The sequence below is a fragment of the Fluviicola taffensis DSM 16823 genome (assembly GCF_943372375.1).
Classification (GTDB): Bacteria; Bacteroidota; Bacteroidia; order Flavobacteriales_D; family Crocinitomicaceae; genus Fluviicola; species Fluviicola taffensis_A.
On record NZ_CALRYJ010000002.1, the window covers coordinates 84854 to 110438 of the forward strand.

19 protein-coding genes are annotated in these 25585 nt (G+C 39.1%); 12 read left to right on the plus strand and 7 right to left on the minus strand.

The window, feature by feature from the left end:
- Nucleotides 1-67: 67 nt before the first annotated feature.
- The gene (locus AAG807_RS03720) at nucleotides 68-2080 is read right to left on the minus strand and encodes a T9SS type A sorting domain-containing protein (RefSeq protein WP_341900918.1); all 2013 of its coding nucleotides are present in this window, start codon (nucleotides 2078-2080) and stop codon (nucleotides 68-70) included.
- 400 nt (nucleotides 2081-2480) lie between these two features.
- On the opposite strand from AAG807_RS03720, the gene AAG807_RS03725 reads away from it, so the two are divergent.
- The 3 genes from AAG807_RS03725 (at nucleotide 2481) to AAG807_RS03735 (ending at nucleotide 6990) form a co-directional block, all read left to right on the plus strand.
- Nucleotides 2481-3116, plus strand: coding sequence for a hypothetical protein (locus tag AAG807_RS03725; protein WP_341900920.1), 636 nt, complete (start codon nucleotides 2481-2483; stop codon nucleotides 3114-3116).
- A 343-nt stretch (nucleotides 3117-3459) separates the two neighbouring features.
- The gene (locus AAG807_RS03730) at nucleotides 3460-6282 is read left to right on the plus strand and encodes a GEVED domain-containing protein (RefSeq protein ID WP_341900921.1); all 2823 of its coding nucleotides are present in this window, start codon (nucleotides 3460-3462) and stop codon (nucleotides 6280-6282) included.
- 141 nt (nucleotides 6283-6423) lie between these two features.
- On the plus strand, nucleotides 6424-6990 hold the full coding sequence (locus AAG807_RS03735) for a PhnA domain-containing protein (RefSeq protein ID WP_341900923.1): 567 nt from the start codon (nucleotides 6424-6426) through the stop codon (nucleotides 6988-6990).
- 44 nt (nucleotides 6991-7034) lie between these two features.
- Here the strand turns inward: AAG807_RS03735 and AAG807_RS03740 are convergent, their stop codons facing one another.
- Nucleotides 7035-7316, minus strand: a complete 282-nt coding sequence (locus AAG807_RS03740) for a GNAT family N-acetyltransferase (RefSeq protein ID WP_341900925.1) — start codon at nucleotides 7314-7316, stop codon at nucleotides 7035-7037.
- 47 nt (nucleotides 7317-7363) lie between these two features.
- Nucleotides 7364-8242, minus strand: coding sequence for a pirin family protein (locus AAG807_RS03745; RefSeq protein WP_341900927.1), 879 nt, complete (start codon nucleotides 8240-8242; stop codon nucleotides 7364-7366).
- Between the two features lie 226 nt (nucleotides 8243-8468).
- On the opposite strand from AAG807_RS03745, the gene AAG807_RS03750 reads away from it, so the two are divergent.
- The 6 genes from AAG807_RS03750 to AAG807_RS03775 all read left to right on the plus strand — a co-directional run bounded on the left by AAG807_RS03750 (nucleotide 8469) and on the right by AAG807_RS03775 (nucleotide 15302).
- Complete coding sequence (locus AAG807_RS03750) at nucleotides 8469-9875, plus strand: SpoIIE family protein phosphatase (protein WP_341900929.1); 1407 nt, start codon at nucleotides 8469-8471, stop codon at nucleotides 9873-9875.
- A 167-nt stretch (nucleotides 9876-10042) separates the two neighbouring features.
- Nucleotides 10043-10330 (plus strand): DUF427 domain-containing protein, encoded by a 288-nt coding sequence (locus tag AAG807_RS03755; RefSeq protein ID WP_341900931.1) that lies wholly within the window; start codon nucleotides 10043-10045, stop codon nucleotides 10328-10330.
- Nucleotides 10331-10339: 9 nt separating this feature from the next.
- The gene (gene egtB / locus AAG807_RS03760; protein WP_341900932.1) at nucleotides 10340-11488 is read left to right on the plus strand and encodes an ergothioneine biosynthesis protein EgtB; all 1149 of its coding nucleotides are present in this window, start codon (nucleotides 10340-10342) and stop codon (nucleotides 11486-11488) included.
- A 1-nt stretch (nucleotide 11489) separates the two neighbouring features.
- Nucleotides 11490-12440, plus strand: a complete 951-nt coding sequence (gene egtD, locus AAG807_RS03765) for an L-histidine N(alpha)-methyltransferase (RefSeq protein WP_341900935.1) — start codon at nucleotides 11490-11492, stop codon at nucleotides 12438-12440.
- An 80-nt stretch (nucleotides 12441-12520) separates the two neighbouring features.
- The gene (locus AAG807_RS03770) at nucleotides 12521-13708 is read left to right on the plus strand and encodes a MauE/DoxX family redox-associated membrane protein (protein ID WP_341900938.1); all 1188 of its coding nucleotides are present in this window, start codon (nucleotides 12521-12523) and stop codon (nucleotides 13706-13708) included.
- A gap of 280 nt (nucleotides 13709-13988) precedes the next feature.
- Nucleotides 13989-15302: a retropepsin-like aspartic protease gene (locus tag AAG807_RS03775; protein ID WP_341900940.1), complete on the plus strand. Its 1314-nt coding sequence runs from the start codon at nucleotides 13989-13991 to the stop codon at nucleotides 15300-15302.
- A gap of 77 nt (nucleotides 15303-15379) precedes the next feature.
- Here AAG807_RS03775 and AAG807_RS03780 read toward each other — a convergent pair whose 3' ends face one another.
- From AAG807_RS03780 to gyrA, 3 genes are all read right to left on the minus strand, one after another.
- The gene (locus AAG807_RS03780; protein ID WP_341900942.1) at nucleotides 15380-16174 is read right to left on the minus strand and encodes a phospholipase; all 795 of its coding nucleotides are present in this window, start codon (nucleotides 16172-16174) and stop codon (nucleotides 15380-15382) included.
- A gap of 235 nt (nucleotides 16175-16409) precedes the next feature.
- Entirely contained in the window at nucleotides 16410-17519 is a 1110-nt protein-coding gene (locus tag AAG807_RS03785) for a tetratricopeptide repeat protein (protein WP_341900943.1), read from the minus strand.
- 82 nt (nucleotides 17520-17601) lie between these two features.
- Nucleotides 17602-20169 (minus strand): DNA gyrase subunit A, encoded by a 2568-nt coding sequence (gyrA, locus tag AAG807_RS03790; RefSeq protein ID WP_341900945.1) that lies wholly within the window; start codon nucleotides 20167-20169, stop codon nucleotides 17602-17604.
- Nucleotides 20170-20380: 211 nt separating this feature from the next.
- On the opposite strand from gyrA, the gene AAG807_RS03795 reads away from it, so the two are divergent.
- Nucleotides 20381-22900: an ATP-dependent Clp protease ATP-binding subunit gene (locus tag AAG807_RS03795; RefSeq protein WP_341900947.1), complete on the plus strand. Its 2520-nt coding sequence runs from the start codon at nucleotides 20381-20383 to the stop codon at nucleotides 22898-22900.
- Between the two features lie 91 nt (nucleotides 22901-22991).
- A complete protein-coding gene (locus AAG807_RS03800) occupies nucleotides 22992-23852 on the plus strand; it encodes a hypothetical protein (protein ID WP_341900949.1) in 861 nt (286 codons plus the stop codon).
- A gap of 226 nt (nucleotides 23853-24078) precedes the next feature.
- Here AAG807_RS03800 and AAG807_RS03805 read toward each other — a convergent pair whose 3' ends face one another.
- A complete protein-coding gene (locus tag AAG807_RS03805) occupies nucleotides 24079-24465 on the minus strand; it encodes a hypothetical protein (protein WP_341900950.1) in 387 nt (128 codons plus the stop codon).
- Nucleotides 24466-24697: 232 nt separating this feature from the next.
- Between AAG807_RS03805 and AAG807_RS03810 the strand changes: the two genes are divergently transcribed.
- A complete protein-coding gene (locus AAG807_RS03810) occupies nucleotides 24698-25576 on the plus strand; it encodes a tetrahydrofolate dehydrogenase/cyclohydrolase catalytic domain-containing protein (protein WP_341900952.1) in 879 nt (292 codons plus the stop codon).
- The last annotated feature ends 9 nt before the right edge of the window (nucleotides 25577-25585 follow it).

Genomic DNA, 25585 nt, shown 5'->3' on the forward strand with positions numbered 1-25585 from the left:
CGGATTTTCAATAAAGAATCCCTGAATGGTTTAGCCATTCAGGGATTCTAATTTTATGCAAGATGTTCTATTCTCTTACGACGACAATTTTTTCTGTGAAAACTTGGTTTTCTTTAAATACAAAAACAGAATAGGTTCCGGGAGGAAGATTTTCTTTGCGAATTTCGTGGCTTTCTCCACGAATTGTCCCGCTTTCTATCTCACGACCTTCAAGTGAAGTCAATTGATAATGACAGTCTGTTCCGATTTTTGCTGTATTGATAATGAAATTCCCATTGTTCGGATTGGGATAAACAGATAATTGCGGATCGATTACAGAACCTCTATCACTTCCTGTTTCATTAGCCGATCTGATGGATTTTGGATCTGTTGGAACTTGAGTTGTTCCAGCTTGTGTGTTACAAATAACCACATCACAGATACGGCAGTTTGCATCAATGAATTCAACTCGAAAACAAGCTTTAACCGTTTGTGAACAACACGATAAGGCAAGAATAGGAGGGAATTTCAGATTGAGACTAAGTACTTCATTCGTTATAACTCTGGGTGTTGAAGTTACTAATTCAAGATCGTTCCCGAAAGTTGCAGATGTTGATCCTGCATAAGGTGAAAAAGTTGCAGTGTATCCGGTGAGCGCTGCCGCAGGAGATACAAAATGTCCGAAATCAACATTGTTCATAGAGCAATAGTTACGACATAAATCGCTGCTTGGTGTAATCAGATAATTCAGTAGGGTAATGCGTACTTTTTTAATCAGGTTTCCTCCTGAATTCAAATCGAATGATGCAGTTGCATTTCCATTGGAACTAGTCAGATTTAATGTGTTTAATTTCGCATTCACACCATTGCAATTACATCCTGATGTTGAAGGCACATCACAAGATACCTGACCGGAAATGACTGTTGGTAATCCCAGTGTTCGTGTTCCGGAAATAGGAACTGAGTTAGAACTCCATCCACATCCGGATCCGGAAACATCCGGTGTATTTAAAACAGAAAGAGAGGAAGCCCCTACAAACGGTCCGCTGACATAAATTTTATTATCAGGTCCCAACTGCAATCCATTAAACGGATATTGATTTCCAGAAGACGTGACGGCACTTGCAATAGCGGTAGAAGTTGGAGTTGCTACTGTAATATCGTATTGATACAAATAACAGGTAGAACCGACTCCCGCAAATCCTTGTGCTACATATATCAGATTCCCATTCGGAGAAAATTCGAACCCGTAAGTATTTCCACTTCCTGCAACATTGATGGATTTATCCAGTGTCATTGCTCCTGTTGAGGGATTGAAATTAAAGGTTTCGGCATACTTTGAACCACACAATGCTAATCCGATCTTGGTTCCTGAAAGATTAAATTTCATTTGTCCTTGCGCATTGTAATTGGTTGAATTGTGCGCAGTTCCGATTACTTGGGTAGTAAGATTTGCCATTAATGCGGTTTGAGCGCCTGCACTGGAAGTAATTCCCGTAAAAGCAGCAGTATTGGTAATGTGAAATTTATAGAATTGTGTACCTCCGGAAGCATTTGGACTGAAATCGTGAGCTACAAGCCACCATCCGCCGTTTCCGTCAGAACTTACAGCTAATTTTTCTGAGAAACGAGTTCCTGATCCGACAATCGAAACAGCTGGGTCATATGCCACCGAATGCGAAGGATAAATTCCGGTAACTGTTACCAGAGAAACACCGATTCCATTAGGTGTTCCCGGAGTTGTTTCTACTCCTTCTGAAGTAATCACCAAAAATTTCGTGCAAAAATTCCCAGGTAAGGGAACTACAATTGCCGATTGGGTTGATGAAGGACTTCCGAGCATGGAAGAAGTGATAATGGAATGAGTAGCTCCATGCCAAATGCGTTGCCCGTCTGCATAAAATAAAAGGTTTCCACTGTTGTCTGTTGCAGCAGTAGCACCTTCGTTGGTGACCATTGCTGATCCTGTTTCAGGCGAGGTGCTTCCTGCCCCTGTAAAACGGAGACCTGCATTGTTTCCGAAATACCAAACAGTTGTTTGATTGAATGAATGAAATGCGCAGAAAAGAATACATAGTCCTGCTAGAAGATTTTTTTTCATGTGTGAATAGTTTATAAGTAGTCTTACTCTGTAATTCGGTTTTCAGTTCCCCTCAGCAAGGTGGAATAAGTAGGAACAAATCTCTTCAGGATTTCGGAGGAATGAACAGTAATTATATCCACTGGTTGCACTTGCAAATTAGTTTTTTTTTTTCATAAATGAAAAAAAAAATAGCTCTCAGTAATTAAAAATTAACTGCTTGTTTGATAGGGTTGTACAGCAAAAGACTGTCTGATTTTGGAAGGGTTGTGCACTTGGGAAGCAAATGGGTTTTTCCGATTTGGAGTACTTTCTTGAAAATTTCTCTTCTGTCTTTTGAATTGGCTAAAGCGTACAATTGAAATCATTTTTAAACGGGTTAGCCGGTAATTTCCTATTTTCGAAGCAGAATTGATACTTTATGAATCGCATAGTTCCACTTATCGTTTATGTTAGTTTGTTGTCACTTGCTTTTTCATGTGAAAGCAGTGGGAATAGGAGAATATTCACAGATGGAAATGAGGAGCAGTTGATTTTGGATTCGTCTCATAACCTACCATTTACTTGTATAATTGATACTCCATTTTGCACGGATTCTGCCTGCAGTGGAATTTACCGTGGAGTGGAATTTGTGTCGGAACGTTACATCGATCAATTGGAATTGAACGGCACCGACGTGGCACACCAATATTCGAACAAGATGTGCGAATATGTTGGAAATAAATTGAAACAACTCTATAGGGACAGTTTGTATAGTAAGGTGGATTTCAATAAGATCAGAATCTCTACCAAAGGTATGAATGGAGATTCCAACTATGTGGAATACAAAATTTACATTCCTTTCAAACGTGTTCCCAAGAATCAGGCAATGACTGCTTTTGATCACAGTGGTGGGTGGGGACATAAGCCGGAATTGAAACGACGGAAGCACGATTTGCTTTTCAGTTCGAATAAGATTGTAAAGAATCGCAGGTTATGGATCAGTAAATTGTTCCGGACAAAAGAAGGTTTACAAGAATACTGGATCCAATGGCAGCATACTGATTTTACCAAGTAGTGACAAATTCTCCCGAATGTTTTTAGAAAAAGACAGCCTTCTTTATAATTATTTTAAATAGAGTTGTTAAAAATAGAACATTGTGGAAAAATAAATTAGTTAAGAACTAGCGATTTTTTCCTCCTTTAAGTTGTAATCATACAATAACTGATATTCCCTGATGTATCAATACAGTAGCTGTAAATTGTTTTGTCAATTATTGATGCAATAAGATTAGTTGAAACTAAGATCAGTGTTTTTTCATTACCTGAAAGCAACAAAATGAATCAAATGTGAGTCTTTGCAATAAAGGGTTTTATTTTCTAATATTACTCTATAATCTATTAAATTCACACTAGATATTATGAGAAAAATTTACACTTTGTTGGGCTGCTTGCTTTTGTCGCAATTGTCTAATAAACTCTCCGCTCAAGTTCTCTTTAGCGAGAATTTCAGTTCCGGGACCGGGACTACGCCACCGGCAGGTTGGAGTAACAATGACATGACTTCAGCCTCAACGCCTTATTTATGGGCTTTTGATAATCTTGGAGGCGCGCCAATTACTGCTCCAATGACTCCTCCTGCAGCAGTTTTCAATAATGATTACCTTGGTTGGTCCGGTGATTATCCGGAGTCGGCTTTGGAATCGCCTACTTTTGATGCAAGCGTAATTACGGATTACATCTATTTGTCCTTCGATCACACTTTTTTTAATGACGATTTCAGTGGGGACGGGAGCTATTCGGTTGAAGTTTGGGATGGATCGACTTGGAATTCTGTTCTTGGAGGTTCCGGAGATGTCTCAGGGCATGTTGTATTAGATATCACTGCTGATGCAAACGGAGCTTCGGATGCGCAGGTTCGTTTTGTCTGGTACGGTGACTATAGCTATTATTGGGTTGTAGATAACGTTCAAGTGGAGGTAATTACTTGTGCACCTGTAACAAATGTACTTGTTGATGCGGTTACACCTACAACAGCAGGTATTTCCTGGACTGCACAAGGTACAGAGACTAGCTGGAACATTGAATACGGTACAAGTGGATTCACTCCGGGGGCTGGAACACCAGGTACATCAGCAACTGAATCCTTTACGACTTCAACGCCTTTGACTCCGAATACGAACTACGATTTCTATGTACAGGCAGATTGTGGTGCAGGGGATGAAAGTCCGTGGATAGGACCGATTTCTGTTTATACAGGTTATTGTGAATTCGAAGGATTGGATTCTGATTACTTTATCAATAATTTCTCTACAACCGGTGGAGCAACTTCCAATATTTCAAATTTGAACTCCGGATTTGCTGCAAATGGTTATGAAGATGCCACTGCTATGACGGTTTCTCAATTTGAAGGAGGACCAAACGTGAATTTCAATGTGAATTTCGGTTTACCAACTTATACCTATGGATTCGGAATCTGGGTGGATTGGAATGACAACATGATTTTCGAATCAAGTGAACAAATGTTCCAGTCTAATACCGGATATCAAGAGGACTTTTCAGGATCTTTCGGAGTTCCTGTTGGAGTAGCAGTTGGTAATTACAGAATGCGTATTATGGCGGATTATTGGAATTCTTCTCCTACGGACCCATGTACATTGAATTCAGGAGAAGGTGAGGCGGAAGACTATACATTTGTAGTGGTTCCGATTCCTTCTTGTTTACCAGTGACCGATTTGGATACTGAAAATGAAACTCCTAACTCTATTGACATTACCTGGACACCTGGTGATACTGAAACTGCTTGGAATATTGAATGGGGAACTCCTGGATTTGTGCCCGGAACAGGTACCGGTTTGGATTCCGCTCAACAATCTTCAACTGCATCATTTTCCATTGGTGGACTAGACCCTTCAACGGTTTATGATATCTATGTACAAGCAAGTTGCAGCTCATCAGATTCTTCTTATTGGACTTTGGTAAGTGGTACAACACTTTGTGCGCCAATTACTACATTGCCATGGACAGAAGATTTTGAAGCAATGACGGATTTTGATTATGATTTATTTCCTCTTTGCTGGTCAAATGAAAATGGAGACTGGCTTTCTGATAATAGTAACAACAGCCCTGGAATTGCTAATTCAGGATCGAATTTTGTTGGAATTTTTTGGGGCTCAAATGACCAATTATGGACTCCTGAGTTTCAGTTGATCGCAGGTCATAAATATGAATTCAGCTTCATGTGGGCTGGTGATGGATATACCGGTTGGTCTGGTTCTGTTATTGTAAATAACTCGCAATCAGCAACAGGTGCAACTCCACTTGGAACGCCATTCTTGGCTCCTGCGGACAACGCTAATGATGAATATCAAAAAGAATTCTTCTGTTTCACTCCGGCAACATCAGGGGTTTACACTTTCGGAGTTAAAGTAAGTGCTACATCCAGCCCGTACTTTTTAGCATTTGATGATTTCAGTTTAATTGAACGTGCAGCTACTGCAGGAACAAACGGATCAATCAATGCTTGTCAATTGAACGGCTTGGTTGATTTGAATCAGATCGCTACAATTAATGATCCGTTAGGTTCATGGACATTCGCTCCAAACCCTTCTACGATTGTAAATGATTCCATGTTTAATCCGCAATACGTACCGGCTGGAACAGTAAGTGTGGATTATATCACATACGGTTGTTTAGTGGATACTGCATCAGTGATGGTGTCGGTTTATCCTCCATCCAGCGCAGGTTTGGACGGAATGGTTACAGCTTGTAAAAATGAACCGATCGACTTATTGTCCGGTTTGAATGGAACTGTTGACATGGGTGGTGATTGGTATAGCCCAACAAATACCTTGATGCCGAACTCACAAGTGATGACAGGAACTTTCCCGGGACAGTTTAACTATAAATACATTACTGGAAACGGAGTTTGTCCGGATGATACTTCCAGTGTTGTTGTTACGATAGTAGGAAGCTGTGATTGGTTATCAGTGGATGAGAATGCATTGGAAGAAGTAACGGTTTATCCGAATCCTTCTACAGGTGTTATCTTCATTGAATCAGGATTTACAGGTAATTTCAACCTGTTAATTACAGATGTTAACGGTCGCACAGTGCAAACTGGTCAAAATACGATCTCTGCCGGAACGAACACTGTAAACTTGAAAGAAGTTGAAAGAGGTACTTACTTCCTGAAACTTTCAAGTGACAATGCTGAAAAAGTATTCCGTGTAGTTATTCAATAAGAAGACAAAGCATAGCCCGCGGTGGCGGATTAGCTAAGTATAAAAGTCCCGGTTCACGAAAGTGAATCGGGACTTTTTGATTGAGGTGTTTTTATGAGATTTATCATTTATTACTTTGCAAGATTAAATTAACTTTGCAGCATGAATTTTGAAAAACAATTGAATACCCGAAGTGGTGAAGTATGTGAGGTAAGTGGCTCCACAGACAATTTGCAAGTGTATCAGGTACAACCGTCAGAGGGTAATTCCGTAGATGATTTTATGTTGATCAGCCAAAATTTGAAGGATCAATTAGAAGGTACAAAAGAGGTTGTTCCCAATGATTGGAGATGTTTAAATGATGCGATGTGGAGTGAAGTTTCAGCTGTGAAAGTGATTTCTTACCGCATGTTAAACACTTTGAAACAAGAAGGGTGGCCAAATGATTTACTTGAAATGATTTATTTGGACGATAAGGAGCTTGCTTGGGCTAAATCCGGAATGGAGGATGAAGATGCCATTAAGCATATTGATTCGAATGGAGTCGTTTTGAAAGCAGGGGATACCGTTGTTCTGATCAAAGAACTGGATGTAAAAGGTTCTACCATAACTGCAAAGCGCGGAACAGCCGTGCGTAATATTCGTCTTGTTCACGACGATCCAACCTTGATCGAAGGAAAAATCGATGGGCAATCCATTTATATCCTGACGCAATTCGTGAAAAAGTAATTCAAAATTCAAAATGCAAAACTTTTGAATTTTGCATTTTGAATTCAGAGTACATCCTTGTACTCTGGTGTCTTATCAAATACACTTTTTGCGAACGGACATAAGGGAACGATCTTGATGTTCGCTTTTCGGGCAAATTCAACAGCTGCCTGTACCATTAGGTTTCCGACACTTCGGCCTCTGAATGCCGGATTCACCTCCGTGTGGTCAATAATGATCCGGTCATCATTCACCCAGGCATAAGTCATTCTTCCTGCTTCCTGTTCATCTTCTGTTGCTTTGAAGAATCCTTTGGTTTCTCGATCAAATTGCTTTACTTCTATCATAATCTGATGAATTAAAAATGCAAAATTAAAAATTCAAAACTTTTGAATTAAAATTTGGGTTCCGGTAGGGGAACAAAACCTGTTTCTCCTTCAATTTTGGGAAAAGTCTGATCAATCCACGCTTGTTTTGCTTCTTCAATCCGCTCTTTTCTCGATGATACAAAGTTCCAAAAGATAAAACGTTCTTCCGGGAATGCTTCTCCACCAAAAATATAAACGGTGGTGTTTGCCGCCATATCAAAGGTACATAGTTCTGTATTCTTTGCTATCAGGATTTGTTTCGAACCGAATTCCTCTTCGCCGTCTTTTATACTTCCTTCCAGGATATACAGAGCACTCTCACCAAATAATTCTTCACCAATACTAATGCTTGTTGCCTCGTGACTCTTGATTTCAAGAAAATAGAGCGGACTGTAAACAGGAACGGGCGATTTTTTTCCGAATGCTTCGCCGGCAATTAGTTTGAAATGAACATTGTTATCAGTCCATGATGGAATTTCATCTCCTTCAATGTGTGTAAATGACGGATCCATTTCTTCCAATTCTTTAGGAAGTGCCACCCAAATTTGCAATCCATGGAGGTGCTTTTCTGAATGACGTAAATACTCAGGCGTTCTTTCAGAATGAACAACTCCTTTTCCTGAAGTCATCCAATTCACTGCGCCAGGTTGGATTTCCATGACAGAACCAACACTGTCCCGGTGCATAATTGAACCTTCAAATAGATAAGTGAGCGTCGATAATCCGATATGAGGGTGAGGTCCGACATCCAAATTTTGATGATCACTCAATTTTGCCGGTCCCATGTGATCGATAAATACAAATGGTCCAACTGCTCGTTTTTGACGAAAAGGGAGCAATCTTCCTACTAGAAAATTACCGATATCTGCAGCGCGTTCCTCAATGATGAGTTGAATGTTTGACATGAAAAGCGTTGTTTTATGAAATGGAATCCTAAATTTAAGAACTTATCGATTGATTTTTATCAAATAAGCGGACTTTTGCTGATTTAATTGATCTAATTTCTATTTACTGATACTGACGATTCACACATCGCTTAATAGTATTCAAGCATTTGGAAGAAGAACTGTTAATGGATAATCAGGAACAAAATTAATTTAGCAGAAATTACGATGAAACAACTCTTCAAAAATGATCAATAAGATAGGGAAATTGCTTCTTGGAATAGGACTCTTAACATTCCTCACTTTTTTGATTACGGATATCAGTGGGCATTCTATTCCTATGGGAAAAGGGGCCGCAATAGTATTTCTCTTGTCGATGATTCTTTTTATTTTCTTGGGAATCACCTTTATTTATCTCCATAGTTCCGTAACAAAAAGAAAACGGGTTTCACGAATCATTTTAGGATTTTTAATTTTCTTGGGTTGTTTCGGTGTTTTATCCAAATTCATGTTCTGGTCTGGTGCAGCTATTGAAATTGTACTCTTTTTCTTTTTATTGAGTTTTTCCTATTTTCCTTTTATAATAAAAAGCCGCTATGAACGATTGATCGAATTAATTCCATCCAAAGTAAAGGTTATTTACTTGAGCGTTATGGATTTAATAGGGTTGCTTTGTTTGGTCATGGGCGCTTTGTTTACCATTCAAAAATGGCCATTTGCTCTTCCACTTATTGGACTTGGGATAGTTACATTCTTGATCGCAATGAATGGCTGGAATAGAAGTTTCAGGAGAGAAGTAGAGTTGCGCAAATCCGCTGAAAATGAATTGAAGTCCACATTGGATGAATTGCATCAGACGCATTTGGAAATAACCGAGAAACATAAAGAAATTAAGGATAGTATCAATTATGCAGAACGCATTCAGCGAAGTTTTTTAGCAACAGAAGCCACTCTTTCGGATAATCTGAAAGAATATTTTGTCATTTTTCAGCCACGAGATGTTGTGAGCGGAGATTTTTATTGGGCAAATAGACTCGCAAATGGAAATTTTCTCTTGTTAACAGGTGATAGCACGGGACATGGTGTTCCCGGAGCAATTATGAGTTTACTCAATATCACTAGCTTGGAAAAAGCCATTGAACATCAATCAGAACCTGCTCAAATTTTCAACGAGGCAAGAATGACCATTATTGAACGATTGAAGAATGACGGGAGCTTGGAAGGAGGTAAAGACGGAATGGATGGAAGTCTGATCTCATTCAATCAGGAGAAAACAAGTTTGACTTATACTTCCGCGAATAATTCGATTTGGATTGCACGTTATTCGGAAGAAACAAAGGGGTATGAATTGTTGGAATTCATAGGAGATAAAATGCCTTTAGGAAAACACGTTCACGATACGGTTTCCTTTACTCAAACCACCGTTCCATTGCTAAAGAATGACTTGGTTTATTGCTTTACAGATGGTTTTGCAGATCAGTTTGGAGGACCAAAAGGAAAGAAATTCATGAAGAAACAAATGAAGGAATTGATTCTTCAACAAGCGATACTTCCATTAGAAGAACAGAAGGGAATTATTCTCAAAAGATTCAATGATTGGAAGGGGGACAATGAACAGATCGATGATGTAACAATGATCGCTGTCCGAATTTAGTAATTCCGTTTCTATATCTGTTTTTCCTTCTGAGATAAAATTGGGATTAATTAAGAATTAATTTTCGTTGTCCAAAATCCGGATTCACTTTCTTTTCGTACCTTGAAGAGATTGAACTTTTGTGAGTTTACAAAGGATGTTCAATTTAAATGACTAAATACTGAATTATGAAACGAGCAATTTGGAACGATACAATCATTGCGGAAAGTGAGAAAACGGTGATGATTGAAGGAAATCATTACTTCCCGATAGAAGCAATCAAACAAGAATATTTCAAGGATTCCGATACCCACACAACTTGTCCATGGAAAGGGGTGGCTTCCTATTATTCTTTGGAAGTGGGTGGACAGACAAACAAGGATGCTGCTTGGTATTATCCAAAAGCCTCTGAATTGGCTAAAAGCATAGAAGGGAAAGTGGCTTTTTGGAAAGGTGTTCAAGTTGTTGTTGATTGATCGGATAACATGCATTTAAAAGAAAAGTACCAGGAAGTAAGAAGTCGAACAGAAACTATTTGCAAACCGCTTCAAGTGGAAGATTATGTTCCGCAACCTGTTCCGTTTGCAAGTCCACCGAAATGGCATTTGGCTCATTCCACCTGGTTTTTTGAGGAGATGATTCTCAAGAAAAATCTTCCGGGATATAAAGAGTTTCATGCGGATTTTGGTTTTTTGTTCAATTCCTATTACAATACCATTGGAGAGCGGACTTTCCGGGCAGATCGTGGAAACATTACCCGACCGGGAGTTTCGGAGGTATATGCTTATCGCACTCATGTGAATCAAGGAATGATGGAATTGTTTGGCAGAGAGATATCGCCGGAATTGAGAGAACTCATTGAGCTCGGATTGAATCACGAGCAGCAACATCAAGAGTTATTGATCACGGATTTAAAATATACCCTTGGACATAACCCGATTTTTCCGGTATATGATGAAACTCAAAATTTGCTTGCAGATACGAATACCCATACCGGGTGGGTTCCAATGGAAGAAGGAATTTATGAAATCGGTCACGACGGTGGTGCCTTTTGTTTTGACAATGAATTGAATAAGCATAAAGTCTATTTGAACGCATTTGATATTTCCAAATCTTTGGTGACCAACGGAGAATATTTAGAGTTCATGGAAGCTGGCGGTTATTCGCGTTTTGATTGTTGGCTCGATGAAGGTTGGTCCTGGTTGAACGAGAACAAGATTACCAATCCGCTTTATTGGCATAAAATAAAAGGGAAGTGGCATTATTTTACACTTGCGGGTTTGAAAGAAGTGGATCCAAATGCAATTTTGGGACATGTATCTTATTACGAAGCGCAAGCTTATGCCACCTGGAAAGGACTTCGCTTACCAACTGAATTTGAATGGGAAGCAGCTTCCGATGTTTTGGATTGGGGAAAAAGGTGGGAATGGACGAATAGCGCTTATTTACCTTATCCCGGATTTAAAACAGCTGAAGGAGCCGTTGGTGAATACAATGGGAAATTCATGATCAATCAAATGGTATTGCGCGGAGCTTCCGTTGCAACGTCCCCAAATCACAGCAGAAAAACCTACCGAAACTTTTTCCACCCGCATTTTCAATGGCAGTATTCAGGAATTAGATTAGCAAAGTAAGATGATATTAGAACAATTTAAGCAAGATGTGTTGTTTGGACTTTCTCAAACTCCCAAACAAATTCCTTCGAAGTATTTTTACGATAAGCGGGGTGACGAACTATTCGTAAAAATCATGAATATGCCTGAATATTATCTGACTCGTGCAGAGATGGAAATATTCCAACAACAATCCAGAGATATTATTGCAAGTTTTGACATTCAAAAGAGAGAAGAAATAGAAGTGGTGGAATTAGGTGCCGGAGATGGTACAAAGACCATTCACCTGCTATTTGAACTAATCCGCTCACGGGTAACATTCAAATACATTCCAATTGATATTTCTTCCAATGCGTTGATTGGTTTGGAACATCGGATGAAAGAGGAGATTCCTGAATTGGCGATCAATAGCTTACATGGAGATTATTTTCAAATGCTGAGTGACTTGAAGAAATCTCCCAATAGAAAGATCATTTTGTTTCTAGGTTCCAACATTGGAAATATGACAGATGAACAAGCGAAGTTGTTTGTCGCTTCGTTAAGTGCAAACTTGAATAAAGGAGACAAAATTGTCTTAGGAGTGGATCTGATCAAGGAAAAAGAAGTTGTGCTCCCTGCCTATAACGATGCTGCTGGAATTACACGAGATTTCAACCTGAATCTATTGGAACGGATGAATCGGGAATTGCATGCGAATTTTGACTTGAATTCTTTTGTACATGATCCGGAATACCATGAATCGGAAGGAATAGCGAAAAGTTTTCTAAAAAGTACGAAGAAGCAGGTTGTCACCATTGAGTCGATCAACAAACAATTCTCATTTGAAGAAAATGAGCGAATCCACACAGAAATTTCAAGGAAATACAACGATATGATCCTGGACAAGATCATTGATCAATCACCATTGTCAGTCCAACAGCGTTTTACGGATCACAAATCCTGGTTTGGAGATTACATTATCAATCGCGTTTAAGATTTTAATTTGTTAACCTTTTCCTAAAAAGGAAACGTAGCCCGCATCTTTCTATTATTTTAGATGCATAAAATTGCGTTATGACATCTACTAACTTGGGAAATGGAAGTTTGTTTATGAACAAACAACTTCCACTGATTATAAAAGGAATCATGGCATTTATGTTCCTGCTTTCCGCTGTGGCAAAATTGTATCCTTCTCCGAATATGGCACTTCCCACATTTGAAGTGAAACAGTTGATTCCCATGGGTTTCAGTGAAATGAGTGCGGCTTATTTCTCGCGCATCCTGATTGGTTGTGAGCTGGCTTTGGGTGTTTTGTTACTTCAAAAAAATTACTTCAAGCGATTGGTGATTCCGATGTCGTTCCTGATGTTGTTGATTTTCAGTATTCATTTGAGTTATGAGATTGCATCTTCCGGAAATAGCGGGAATTGTGGTTGTTTTGGATCTTTGTTACCAATGACTCCTGTTCAGGCATTGATCAAAAATATTATTGGAATGGGCTTGTTAGTGCTGCTTTACAGCAAAACTTCCAAAGAAAACGACCGATTGAATTTTTCATTCGTTGCTGCGATAACATTCGCTTCGATTCTTGCCGTGTTTTTGGTTGGACCTATGCAACGTAAGTCCAGTGATCAATTGGTAGAAGAAATGATGAAAGAAATGGAGTGGTCTGACAGTGATTCTAAAAAAATGGAACCAGAATTGGACGCGGCATTAAAGAAAGAGGGGATTCATACCTCCCAAGATCAAAAAAAGGGGATAGCAGACAAAAAAACGGTAACTGCTATTAATCTGAAAGATCTGGAACAAGATCACAACGTGCAGCAAGCAGAGGAAGAACAATTAATTGGTGAGCCGAAACAGAAAAAATCAGGATTTGCATCGCAGTTCGGAGATATCGATAAAGGAAGAAAAATCATCTGTTTTTTCGCTCCTGGCTGCGACCATTGTAAAGAAACGGCAAAAGCGTTGACAGATTTAGCTTCAAAAGATGCCAACTTTCCGGAACTCAAGATTGTCTTTATGGATGAAGAAACGGAATTGATTCCGGATTTCTTTGCTTTTGCAGGAAGAAAATACCAATTCAAAATTCTGGATGTAGGTTCATTCTGGACTGCACTAGGAGGAACAAAAGATACTCCCGGAGTCTTTTACCTATGGAATGGAAACAGTGTGAAAGAATACGATGGAATCAACGAACGTGCATTCAAAAAAGAAGAATTCAAGAAGATTGTCCAAAAGAAGTGGTCTGAAATAAAGTAAGTGAATTCCCGGCAATTAATTCTAATTCATTCAGGTGTTTTACCACAGATATCTAGAGGCGCTTACCAGTTGCTTCTTGTTTATGAATTGTTGATTGTTACTCAGAAATCGAGTGCGGTGCGCCTATGCTAAAGCTTTTGCAACATGCGGTAAGCATTAGCCGGGCAATAATCAACGCATCAGTGGGAAATCAGAAAACATGTTAATCTTGAACACGAACCGAGTGCGGATGATAATACATATCTCTGATTTGGTTATCTTCATGCTACATTTTATGACTATGAAAAACCTGTTTGCTATTCTGTTTTGTTTGATAAGTGTCTTTTCTAATGCACAGAAAACCCGACCTTTTGATGAAGATAAATTCTATTCGGAACTGAGCTCCCTTTCTCAAAAGAAAGATTTTTTTGAAGTGAAGGAGCTATTGATTGCCAATAAATCCAGAATGGATAAGGAGGTTTATTTTTATTACTGGAGTTTGGTTGAAAATGCATTTTCCAACTTCAAGGAATCAAATGAAGCAATAGAAGATTTTTTGGAAGGTGCCGGATCAATGAATAACGATTCGCTTTTCAAAGAAATCTTGATGGTAAAGCAATTGAATCTGGTGAATCTATTCGAGTATAAGAATGCCTATCAGACAAATCAATACATCATTGAGAACTTCAAGCATGTTTGCACGGCGGAAGAGCTGGATGATTTATCCAACACGGGAAGGATTTGGAAAGCGCTTGAAAACTCGAACAAACAACTGATCAATCGTTCGGTTGATGTAAAAGTCCAATTGTCACGTGATAATGCCAAATTGGCAAATGTTCCGGTTACTGTTTCAGGAATAACAAAAAACTTTGTGTTCGATACCGGTGCCAATTTTTCCGTAATTCAAAGATCGGTAGCATTGGAAATGGGGTGTGAAATCATTCCGATTCAATTTGATGTGTCTGCAATTACCGGTGCTAAAGTGAAAAGTGATCTGGCAGTGATAAAGGAATTGCTGATTGGAGATCCCGGAGGGTCCGGACAAGTTGTAAAATGTGAAAACGTGGTTTTTCTTGTTTTTGATGATACCGATTTGACTTTTTCAGAAGTGAATTACTCGATTCAAGGAATTATCGGTTTCCCGGTAATTCGCAACCTGGAAGAGATCCATATTACAAAAGAGGATCAATTGGTGATTCCCAAAACTCCGGAAGTTTATACGAAAAGCAATATGATCTTAGTTGGTTTTGTTCCGGTTGTTCAGGTTATTCAGGATCAAGACACGCTGCAATTTTCATTTGATACGGGAGCTGCAGAAACATCTTTGAATAGCTCTTATTATTATAAGTATAAGAAGCGGGTGGAGAAGAAGGGAAAAAAACAAACCTTGAAATCGGGTGGAGCAGGAGGAATGGTGGAATACCAAGGTTACTTGCTGCCTAAAGTGACACTTTCCGTTGGATTGTCAACCGTAACTTTGCAGGATGTTCAATTGAGAAAAGATCATGTTGGGGAAGTCGATTCAGATTTTGACGGAAACCTGGGGCAGGATTTTATCAAGCAGTTCAATGAAATGATCATCAGTTTTAAATATTCGACAATTCACTTCAAGTAGCACTTCGACTTTGCTCAACGCCCTTTTTTGTTAATTCGGTGATTGATCGTTGTCGAAGTTCCGAAATTTTGAACTTTTCAATTGCCTCCGGCTCCGATTGCAGTTTTATTTCCGGTAGTTGCCTCTTGGTCCTTGGTTTCCATAGGAGGTTCTGCCGTTTTTGGAAGAGGAGTCATTACCACTTCACCTGCTGCTGTGCGAACCTGAGCGAATAACCAGTTGTACATTTCATCTCCACGAAAGATTCGTTCCAAAGCTCCATGATTCGCACCTATTATTTCTGTGTAGATGAGATTTTTCCCATCATTACAACTTTTAATGGCAGTCACCATTGTTCTTGATTGCCCTACCGGAACTGCTTCATCTCTGCTTCCATGTTGGATCCACATGGGAATACTTGCCAGATTACAAGCATCTTTAGGATTTCCACCTCCGCAAAGTGCAACCCCTGCTGTAATTTTATCCGCATGTTTTCCTACGAAATGCATTGTTCCATAGCCACCTAAACTCATTCCACAAACATAAACGCGGTTTGTATCGGTTTTATATAGTTTTTGGATGTATTCCAAAACTTCCAAAACTTTGTCCGGATTCCAAGATCCGGAAGCTACTTGTGGCGCTATGACAATTGCCGGGATCTTTCGTCCTTTTTCAATTTCATGGATTACGCCATATTTTTTCACGCGATTCAAATCGGTGCCACTCAAACTTTTTCCATGTAAGAAAATAAGAATAGGAGGGTTGTTAGCCAAAACACTCGAATCGGGAAGATTCAGCCAAAAATTGTAGGATGTTTTTCCTCTCACTGCACTAAGTTGTGCGAAGGAGTTTAAACCAATAAATAAACAAATGATGATTACTATCTTTTTCATACAAATTTCTTTGGGGAGGCTAAGATAAGGATTATATACTAAATGGGATTTTAAATTTAGGTTACCAATTGGATAGATACTAAAACTCAGAATAGATACCATGGTAATGGTTCGCTATTTGGCAAACACGCAAAATGGCAAATTGGCGAAATGGGAAGAGTATCTGATACCTGAAATTAAAAAAGGCCTTCATCCAAAGATGAAGGCCTTTTTTAATTCAGTTGATACAATTCCTTTATTGCTTCGCAGCATCAAGCATCTGCTTGTATTTCGCTTCTTTTTCTGTGTTTTTAAGTGCTCTGGCAATTTTTGTCAAGCTGTTCAAAACATCTACATCTTTTGGATTGATCGCAACATATTTTTCCAAAGGATCCATTGCTAAACCATAAAACTCCAAGCTTTTCGCAAGTAATTCATCTGATTCTTTTTTCGCATTTGGAGGTAAATTACTCGCTTTTTGACGCAGTTCCAATCCTTTTCCGGAGAAGTAACTACCTAAGTTATAAAAGGCATCGCCATATTTCGGATCAATTTCTACCGCCTTGTTCAAGTTTTCCAAGACTGTTGGGTCATCGTTCATTTCCATTGCAATTGTACCCAAAGCAAAATATAAATGCTTGTCTTTTGGAGATTTTGCAATTGCTTGTTTCAAAAAGGCAATAGCTTTATCATTTTGACCTGCTTTGATGTATGCCATTGCAGTTGAACGGTAGATGATATCCGGTTTGTAACCTGCATCAGCTGCTTTTTTGTAGTACTCTGCTGCCTGAACCCAATTGGTATCATTTTCAGCAGCAATAGCAGCATAATAAATAGCCGTTGTATCCATTTGATTCAATACATTGGTGTAATCATTTACGGTTGCAAATGACATCATAGCCTCCTTGTATTTTTTTGCATCAAATGCTGCCGATCCTGTTGTATAAAGCATTTGCTTGATCGTGTTCACACTGTTTTCGATATCCGAGTCGTACTTGTTGGAAATGTCATACGCATCTTTATATGCTTTGACAGAAATTTCCTTTGCATTTTCCGGAACGTTTTTATTGAATTCAGCATCACCAAGCATCTTCAATAAAAGCATAGAAGTATAGATCTCACCTTTCAGGAACAAAGTTTTCGGACTTTTTTCTGTTTCAACATTAGCAGCAGCCAAATCAATGGATTCTTTTGCTTTTAACAATTGCTTTTTCATTTCCACCATGTCTCCGGTCATCTGAGCCTTCTCAAAGTTCTGGAATGCTAAAGCTGCATCGGTTTCTATCTTTTTTTGAGCAAAAGAAAGTGACGAAATCATGATGATTCCTGCTAGTAATGCTCCTTTAGTAATGTTCAAATAGTTCATAATTATTTATTTGCTGTGATTTTGTTTCCAACTTTTATGCCAATCTCGACTTTAAGATGCAAACAAAATGCGTTTTCCATATTTATTCCTCCGAATTTGTTTCGTTTGATTCATCTGTAGATTCTTCCGTTGAGTCATCTACCGGCTTTTCAATGATTGTTCCGTCTTCATCAAATTCCGCTTCGTCTTCATCCGAACGTGGAACTCTAGCTACAGCTGCAATTGCCGCAGATCCTTTCAGATTGATCAAACGAACTCCCTGAGCAGCTCTTCCCATCACACGGATACCATCGATGTGCATACGGATTGTGACACCAGCTTTCGTGATAATCATCAAATCGTCTTCATCAGCAACCGTTTTGATTGCCAAAAGAGGTCCGGTTTTATCTGTAATGTTAATGGTCTTAACACCTTTTCCTCCGCGGTTAGTGATACGGTATACCGGTTCACCATCTTCAGGATCATTCAGGAATGAACGTTTTCCATAACCTTTCTCAGAAACAACCATGATCGTTTCAGCGTTATCTTTCACGCAAATCATTCCGACTACCTCGTCTGTATCATTTTGAAGTGTTACAGCACGCACACCGGAAGCATTTCTACCCATCGGACGAACTTTTGCCTCGTTGAAACGAATTGCACGACCTGCTTTAGTAGCAAGAACCATTTCATTTGTCCCATCAGTCAATCTTGCTTCCAATAATTCGTCGTTTTCACGGATCGTAATGGCATTGATACCGTTTGCTCTTGGACGGGAATAAGCTTCCAATGAAGTTTTCTTGATGATACCTTGTTTCGTGCACATCACGATGAAGTTATTTTCAACGTATTCCTTATCTGTCAAATCTTTGACTTTCACATACGCCTTGATCTTATCATCCTGTTCGATGTTCAACAAGTTTTGGATTGCTCTTCCTTTTGCAGTTTTGTTTCCTTCCGGAACTTCAAATACGCGCATCCAGAAACAACGACCTTTCTCTGTGAAGATCAATAAATAGTTGTGATTCGTTGCAACAAACAAATGCTCCAGGAAATCTTTGTCACGTGTAGTAGAACCTTTCGATCCCATTCCACCACGACTTTGAACCTTAAATTCATCCAGGTTGGTACGTTTGATATAACCTGCATGAGAAATCGTAATAACCACTTCTTCATCCGGAATCAAATCCTCGATCTTCATTTCTGAAGCGGAGTATTCAATTCTGGAACGACGTGCATCACCGTATTTCGCACGAACATCAATCAATTCGTCCTTAATGATTTGCATTCTGCGTTCTTCACGAGCTAAAATATCTTTCAAATCTGTGATGAAAGCCATCAAATCTGCATATTCTGTACGTAGTTTGTCTTGCTCCAGTCCAGTCAATTGACGCAAACGCATCTCTACGATTGCACGCGATTGAATGTCTGATAAGGCAAAACGCGCTATCAAATTCTCACGCGCTTCTTCCGGACTTTTTGATGAACGGATGATCGCAATTACTTCATCGATATTGTCTGAAGCAATGATTAATCCTTCCAGGATATGTGCACGCTCTTCGGCTTTACGCAATTCATATTTCGTTCTGCGGATGACTACCTCATGTCTGAATTTTACAAACTCAGCAATCATTTCTCTCAGGTTCAATAGACGAGGTCTTCCGTCAACCAAACAAATATTGTTGATTGAGAACGAACCTTGAAGAGCAGTGTACTTATATAATTTATTTAAAACGACATTTGGAATCGCATCACGCTTCAATTCAAAAACGATACGCATACCATTTCTGTCAGATTCGTCACGAATGTCAGAAATACCCTCAATCTTTTTGTCATTTACCAATTCAGCAGTTTTCTTGATCATTTCTGCTTTGTTGACCTGGTAAGGAATCTCGGTAACAATAATCTGTTCACGTCCTCCTGACTCTTCGATTTCAGCTTTACCGCGAATGACTACACGTCCACGACCGGTCAATAATGCTTCACGGGCACCATCCACACCGTAGATAATACCTCCGGTTGGGAAATCAGGAGCTTTTACATAGTTTAACAGCTCATCATCTTCCAGGTCATTGTTATCGACATAAGCAATAATAGCATCAACAACTTCACCTAAATTGTGAGGTGCCATGTTGGTAGCCATACCTACAGCAATACCACTTGCACCATTCACCAATAAGTTAGGGATTTTGGATGGTAATACCGTTGGTTCTTCCAAAGAGTCATCAAAGTTCGGAGCAAAATCAACTGTTTCCTTGTCCAAATCATCCAACATCTCTTCTGCGATCTTGCGCAAACGTGCTTCCGTATAACGCATTGCCGCCGGGCTGTCCCCATCGACAGAACCAAAGTTTCCTTGTCCATCAACTAAAGGGTAGCGCAAGGACCAGGATTGTGCCATACGAACCATCGTGTCGTAAACGGAACTGTCACCATGCGGGTGATATTTACCAAGTACTTCACCAACAATACGAGCTGACTTTTTGTGTGGTCGATTGGAATAAACTCCCAAATCTTGCATACCATATAATACACGGCGGTGTACTGGTTTAAATCCGTCACGCACATCAGGAAGTGCGCGAGATACAATCACTGACATCGAATAATCGATGTACGCCGATTTCATTTCATCTTCGATGTTAATCTGGATTATCTTTTCTCCATCTGCCATCTTGTCATAGTTTTAAATTATGCACGAAATTTGCGTGCTAAATGCAAGTTTCGAAATTAGTTTTTTTATGGCTACGAAAAAGAGGGGTAAATGGATTTTTACTAACAAAAAGCGGTGAAAAAATGCTGTTTCGAGGTACTTATTAACATTTAATGAGTTTGTATATTTGTATGGTGCACATGTTGTACCTGAATCTTAAATTAAGATAGTTATGGAAGCGAAATTTTCACCTCGGGTAAAAGACGTACTTAGCTTCAGTCGAGAAGAAGCTTTGCGTTTGGGGAATGATTTTATTGGGGTTGAACATTTCTTGCTTGGAATCTTGCGTGAAGGGGAAGGGAACGCGGTGCGTATTCTAACCGGATTCAATCTGGATTTACAAAAATTAAAAGCAGAATTAGAAAAACCATTACTGGAGGCATCTAAATCGAATTCGCCTGTAGGGGCGAATATACCTTTGGTAAAACAAGCGGAACGTTTGTTAAAAATAACTTATTTGGAAGCTAAATTGTTCAAGAGTCCTATGATAGGAACGGAACATTTGTTACTTTCGATGTTAAAGGATGAAGATTCCGTAGTGTGTAGAGTCCTAAATCGCTACGGAGTAAATTATAATACAGTTCACGAGGAATTAGAAAACATGGTCGACGAAAATAAACTACCAAGAGCAGAAATGTCATCTTCTTCGGATGATGAAGATCAAACATTTGGAGCAAGCCAACGCAAATCCACTGACCCTAAATCTAAAACACCTGTTTTAGATAATTTCGGTCGTGACTTGACAAAAATGGCAGAAGCCGGAAAGCTGGATCCGATTGTAGGACGTGAAAAGGAAATTGAGCGAGTTTCTCAAATCCTATCACGCAGAAAAAAGAATAATCCAATTTTGATTGGAGAACCGGGAGTAGGAAAAAGTGCAATTGCTGAAGGATTGGCTTTGAGAATTGTTCAACGAAAAGTTTCCCGTGTACTTTTTAATAAACGAATCATTTCATTGGATTTGGCTTCCATGGTGGCTGGTACAAAATACCGTGGTCAGTTTGAAGAGCGTATGAAAGCTGTGATGGCTGAGATCGAGAAAAATCCGGATATCATTTTGTTTATTGATGAGATTCACACCATTATCGGTGCGGGTGGAGCAAGTGGTTCTTTGGATGCTTCCAATATGTTCAAACCTGCTTTGGCACGGGGAGAGATGCAGGCAATCGGTGCTACAACTTTGGATGAGTACAGACAATACATTGAAAAGGATGGCGCATTGGAGCGTCGTTTCCAAAAAGTATTGATTGAACCGACAAGCATTGAAGAAACCATTCAGATCCTGAATAATATCAAGGAGCGTTATGAGGATCATCACATGGTTACTTATACGGACGAAGCACTTGCTGCTTGTGTGAAATTGACTGAACGTTATATCACTGACAGACATTTACCGGATAAGGCAATTGATGCATTGGATGAAGTAGGTTCCCGTGTTCACATCACCAATATCAATGTTCCGCAAGATATCATTGATATCGAACAGGAAATTGAAGAATTGAAAGATCAGAAGAATGAGGTGATCAAATCTCAACAATACGAGAAAGCTGCCGAACTTCGGGACTCTGAGCGCAAACTTCAGGATCGATTGGAAGAAGCTAAAAAACGTTGGGAAGAAGATTCCAAAGCGAAACGTGTAATTGTAACGGAAGAAGATGTTGCGGAAGTTGTTTCCATGATGTGTGGAATTCCTGTTACACGTGTTGCTCAGACCGAAATGGGGAAATTGGCTACAATGGCCGATGAACTTCAAGGGAAAGTGATTGGTCAGCAGGAAGCGGTTGAAAAAGTGGTGAAAGCAATTCAACGGAACAGAGCAGGATTGAAAGATCCGAATAAACCAATCGGTTCATTCTTCTTCCTCGGACCAACAGGTGTCGGAAAAACACAATTGGCTAAAGTATTGGCGAAATATTTATTTGATTCGGAAGATTCTTTGATTCGCATCGACATGTCTGAATACATGGAGAAATTCTCAATCTCTCGTTTGGTTGGAGCGCCTCCGGGATATGTCGGTTATGAAGAAGGTGGTCAGCTGACTGAAAAAGTGAGACGTAAACCATATTCAATCATCTTATTGGATGAGATTGAAAAAGCGCATCCGGATGTATTCAACTTGTTACTTCAGGTATTGGATGATGGACATATGACAGATGGATTAGGTCGTAAGATTGACTTTAAAAACACCATTTTGATTATGACTTCAAATATTGGAGCACGTCAGTTGGCAGATTTTGGAACAGGAGTTGGTTTCGGAACAAAATCACAAACCGAGCAACGTGATGACAATGCGAAGACAGTGATCCAGAATGCGTTGAGAAAAGCATTTTCACCTGAGTTCCTGAATCGTATGGATGACATGATTATCTTCCATTCATTGACAAGAGAAAATATCCATAAGATCATTGATTTGGAATTGATGAAATTGTTTGATCGTATTGCAGTATTGGGATACCATGCTTCTATTACTGAAAAAGCAAAAGATTTCATTGTAGATAAAGGATACGATGAGAAATTTGGAGCTCGACCGTTGAAAAGAGCGATTCAAAAGTACATTGAAGATCCATTGGCAGAGGAAATCATCAAGGCTAATTTGCAAGAAGGAGATACCATTGTTTTGGATATCGATGACGCAAATACTGGCTTGAAGATCAACATTGAAAAAGGAAAAACAAAGGCTACAAAAAAGTAAATAGATAATTGTTTATAACCAAAGGGGCGCCCCGCACAGGCGGGGCGCCCCTTTGGTTGTTATTCAAGGTTGCATTTTTTATGTTTGGATTATGAAGCTGAAATTAATTGGGTTATTGTTTTTGGGCGTTTCAATGCGCGCATTTGGATATGTAGAAATGACACGTGTGGACCCGAAGATTTTCATTGCGAGTCCGGAAACGGATTTTCTTAAGATTCAGGTGAAAAATGAAACGCTGAAAGCCAAGATGGTTGCATTTTTATTCGATAATGATCTGATCGATCACATCGGAACAAAGGCATACGATCCTTCTGCATTATTTGTGAACTATTACCAGCAATTTGGTTCACTCTATCAATTAATAGATCTGAATAATGATCGCATTCCTGAGCTTATTTTTAACGGATATCCCGGAGAAGAAAAGGAAAAAGAGCAGTTGCAGATCTTTACAACGATAAAAGGGGAGTTGGTTTCTGTATACAATGAAATCGGTCATTTATTAGCATATAAAATCCACCCGAATACAAAGGAGGTTTTGCTTTATCATCACCAATACCCTTGTTGCGAGAATGCTTCTCATAACCTGAATCGTTTGCGCTTGGTAAACAATAAGATAACATTTGTAAAACGTTATTTTTTAGGAAGAGATACGGGTATGCTTGGTAAATTCTTTCCTGAAAAATCAACCTTCTCAGGAACATTTTTTGCCACAAAATCCAAGACAGCACTTCATTGGTCACCGGAGGAGATCAATCAGGCAGCATGGCCCAAAAGATCTGAAACAAACATCATAGCAAATTATCCGGATTCCACTGCTTATTCCGTTTTAGCTGAAAAAGGAAAATGGCGTTTTGTTATTATGCACGGTACACCTGTCGCAGAAGCAAACCGGGTGATCAATCCATCCAATTTTTCCGGTATCTGGATTTATGGTTGGATTAAAAAGAATTGATAAAATAGGTGAGATGCAATGCATTGCGTCTCCACCTATTTCCCCATAAAAAAACCGAACCATTTTCAGAATAGATTATCCTGATAACGATTCGGCTTTCTTTGAACAAGTAGGCACGCGATCCCGCACGTGCGGGACGTACCTACTTGTTTTTTAATTCTCGTGCCTACTTGTTTTTAATTCTTGTGCCTACTTATTTTCAATTCTCGTCCCTATTTATTTTCCTTTAATTAATATCAGTTTGTTTCCAGTTGAGCACCAATTGACGGTGTTTATTTTGAAAGATTGTCATCAACTTGTCTGAATCAGATTCCTTTCCATAAGCACGTTTTTCAATAGATTTAAAGGTTTGTTGAATGGTTTCTAAAATATCCGATTCCATCAGGATTTCAGAAGTACTGGTGTCGAAACCGTAGTTCCTATAAACTTCAATAATCTTATCACGATCATTCTTTTCTTGCGGTAGCAGGATGTCTTTTTTAGATAATTCATTGAAAAAGGGCAATAATTTTGCGCTTAATTCAATAAAATGCCTCAAAACAATTGTAGCTTCATTAATTTGCTGAATTGCAGAGGTCTGAATAAAGCGATTCTTAGTGAGTCTGTTTTCCATGACATTTTGTTTTGTCGTTCTACTCTAAGACGCTTATCTGATTTGAATGGTTGGATTAAAAATTGACATTTGATTAAACCTATGTTCTCATTGATTGAAATGGGTTTTCGTGTGATTATTTTATTGATAAATCAATGAATGATTATAAAATTTAACAAATCTTTCTAAGCACAGGCAATTTAAAGTGCTACTAAATCGATGTAAGCCTTATATTTGCACAAAAAATCACGACATGCAGATATTAAGTGGTAAGGATGCTTCCGAAATCATCAAAAAAGAACTGGCTATTCAGGTTGCTGAGCGTAAAGCTGCGGGACAGAAAATTCCTCATTTGGCGGCAATTCTTGTCGGAAAAGATGGTGGTTCAGTTACTTATGTCAATAATAAGTTGAAAGCGTGTGAAGAGATCGGGTTTGAAAGTACCCTGATCCGATATGACGATTCTATTACAGAAGAAACTCTTTTAAAGAAGATCCAATCTTTGAATGAAGATAAAAGTATTGACGGATATATTGTTCAGCTTCCGCTTCCTGCTCATATCGATGAAATGAAAGTCACTTTATCCATAGATCCCAAAAAAGATGTGGATGGTTTTCATCCGATCAATGTCGGAAATATGATGCTGAACCTTCCAGGCTTCGTTCCTGCAACACCTGCCGGAATTGTAGAATTGATGCGTCGTTATAAGATTGAGACTTCCGGAAAGAATTGTGTGGTAGTTGGAAGAAGTAATATTGTAGGAACTCCTTTGAGCTTGCTTTTAGGGAAGAATACAGATCCGGGAAATTGTACAGTGACGCTTGCACACTCAAAATCCGAAAACATTAAGGAAATTTGTCTGAATGCCGATATTTTGGTTGCAGCAGTTGGAATTCCCGGATTTATCAAAGCAGATATGGTAAAAGAAGGCGCTGTAGTTATTGATGTTGGTACCACACGTATTGAAGATCCTACAAGAGAAAGAGGTTGGAGATTGGCCGGTGATGTGGATTTCAAAGAAGTTGCACCCAAAACATCTGCAATAACTCCAGTTCCCGGTGGAGTAGGACCAATGACCATTGCATCTTTGATGATCAATACATTGAAGGCAATGGAGTTGAAGGGAAAGTAAATGAATTCA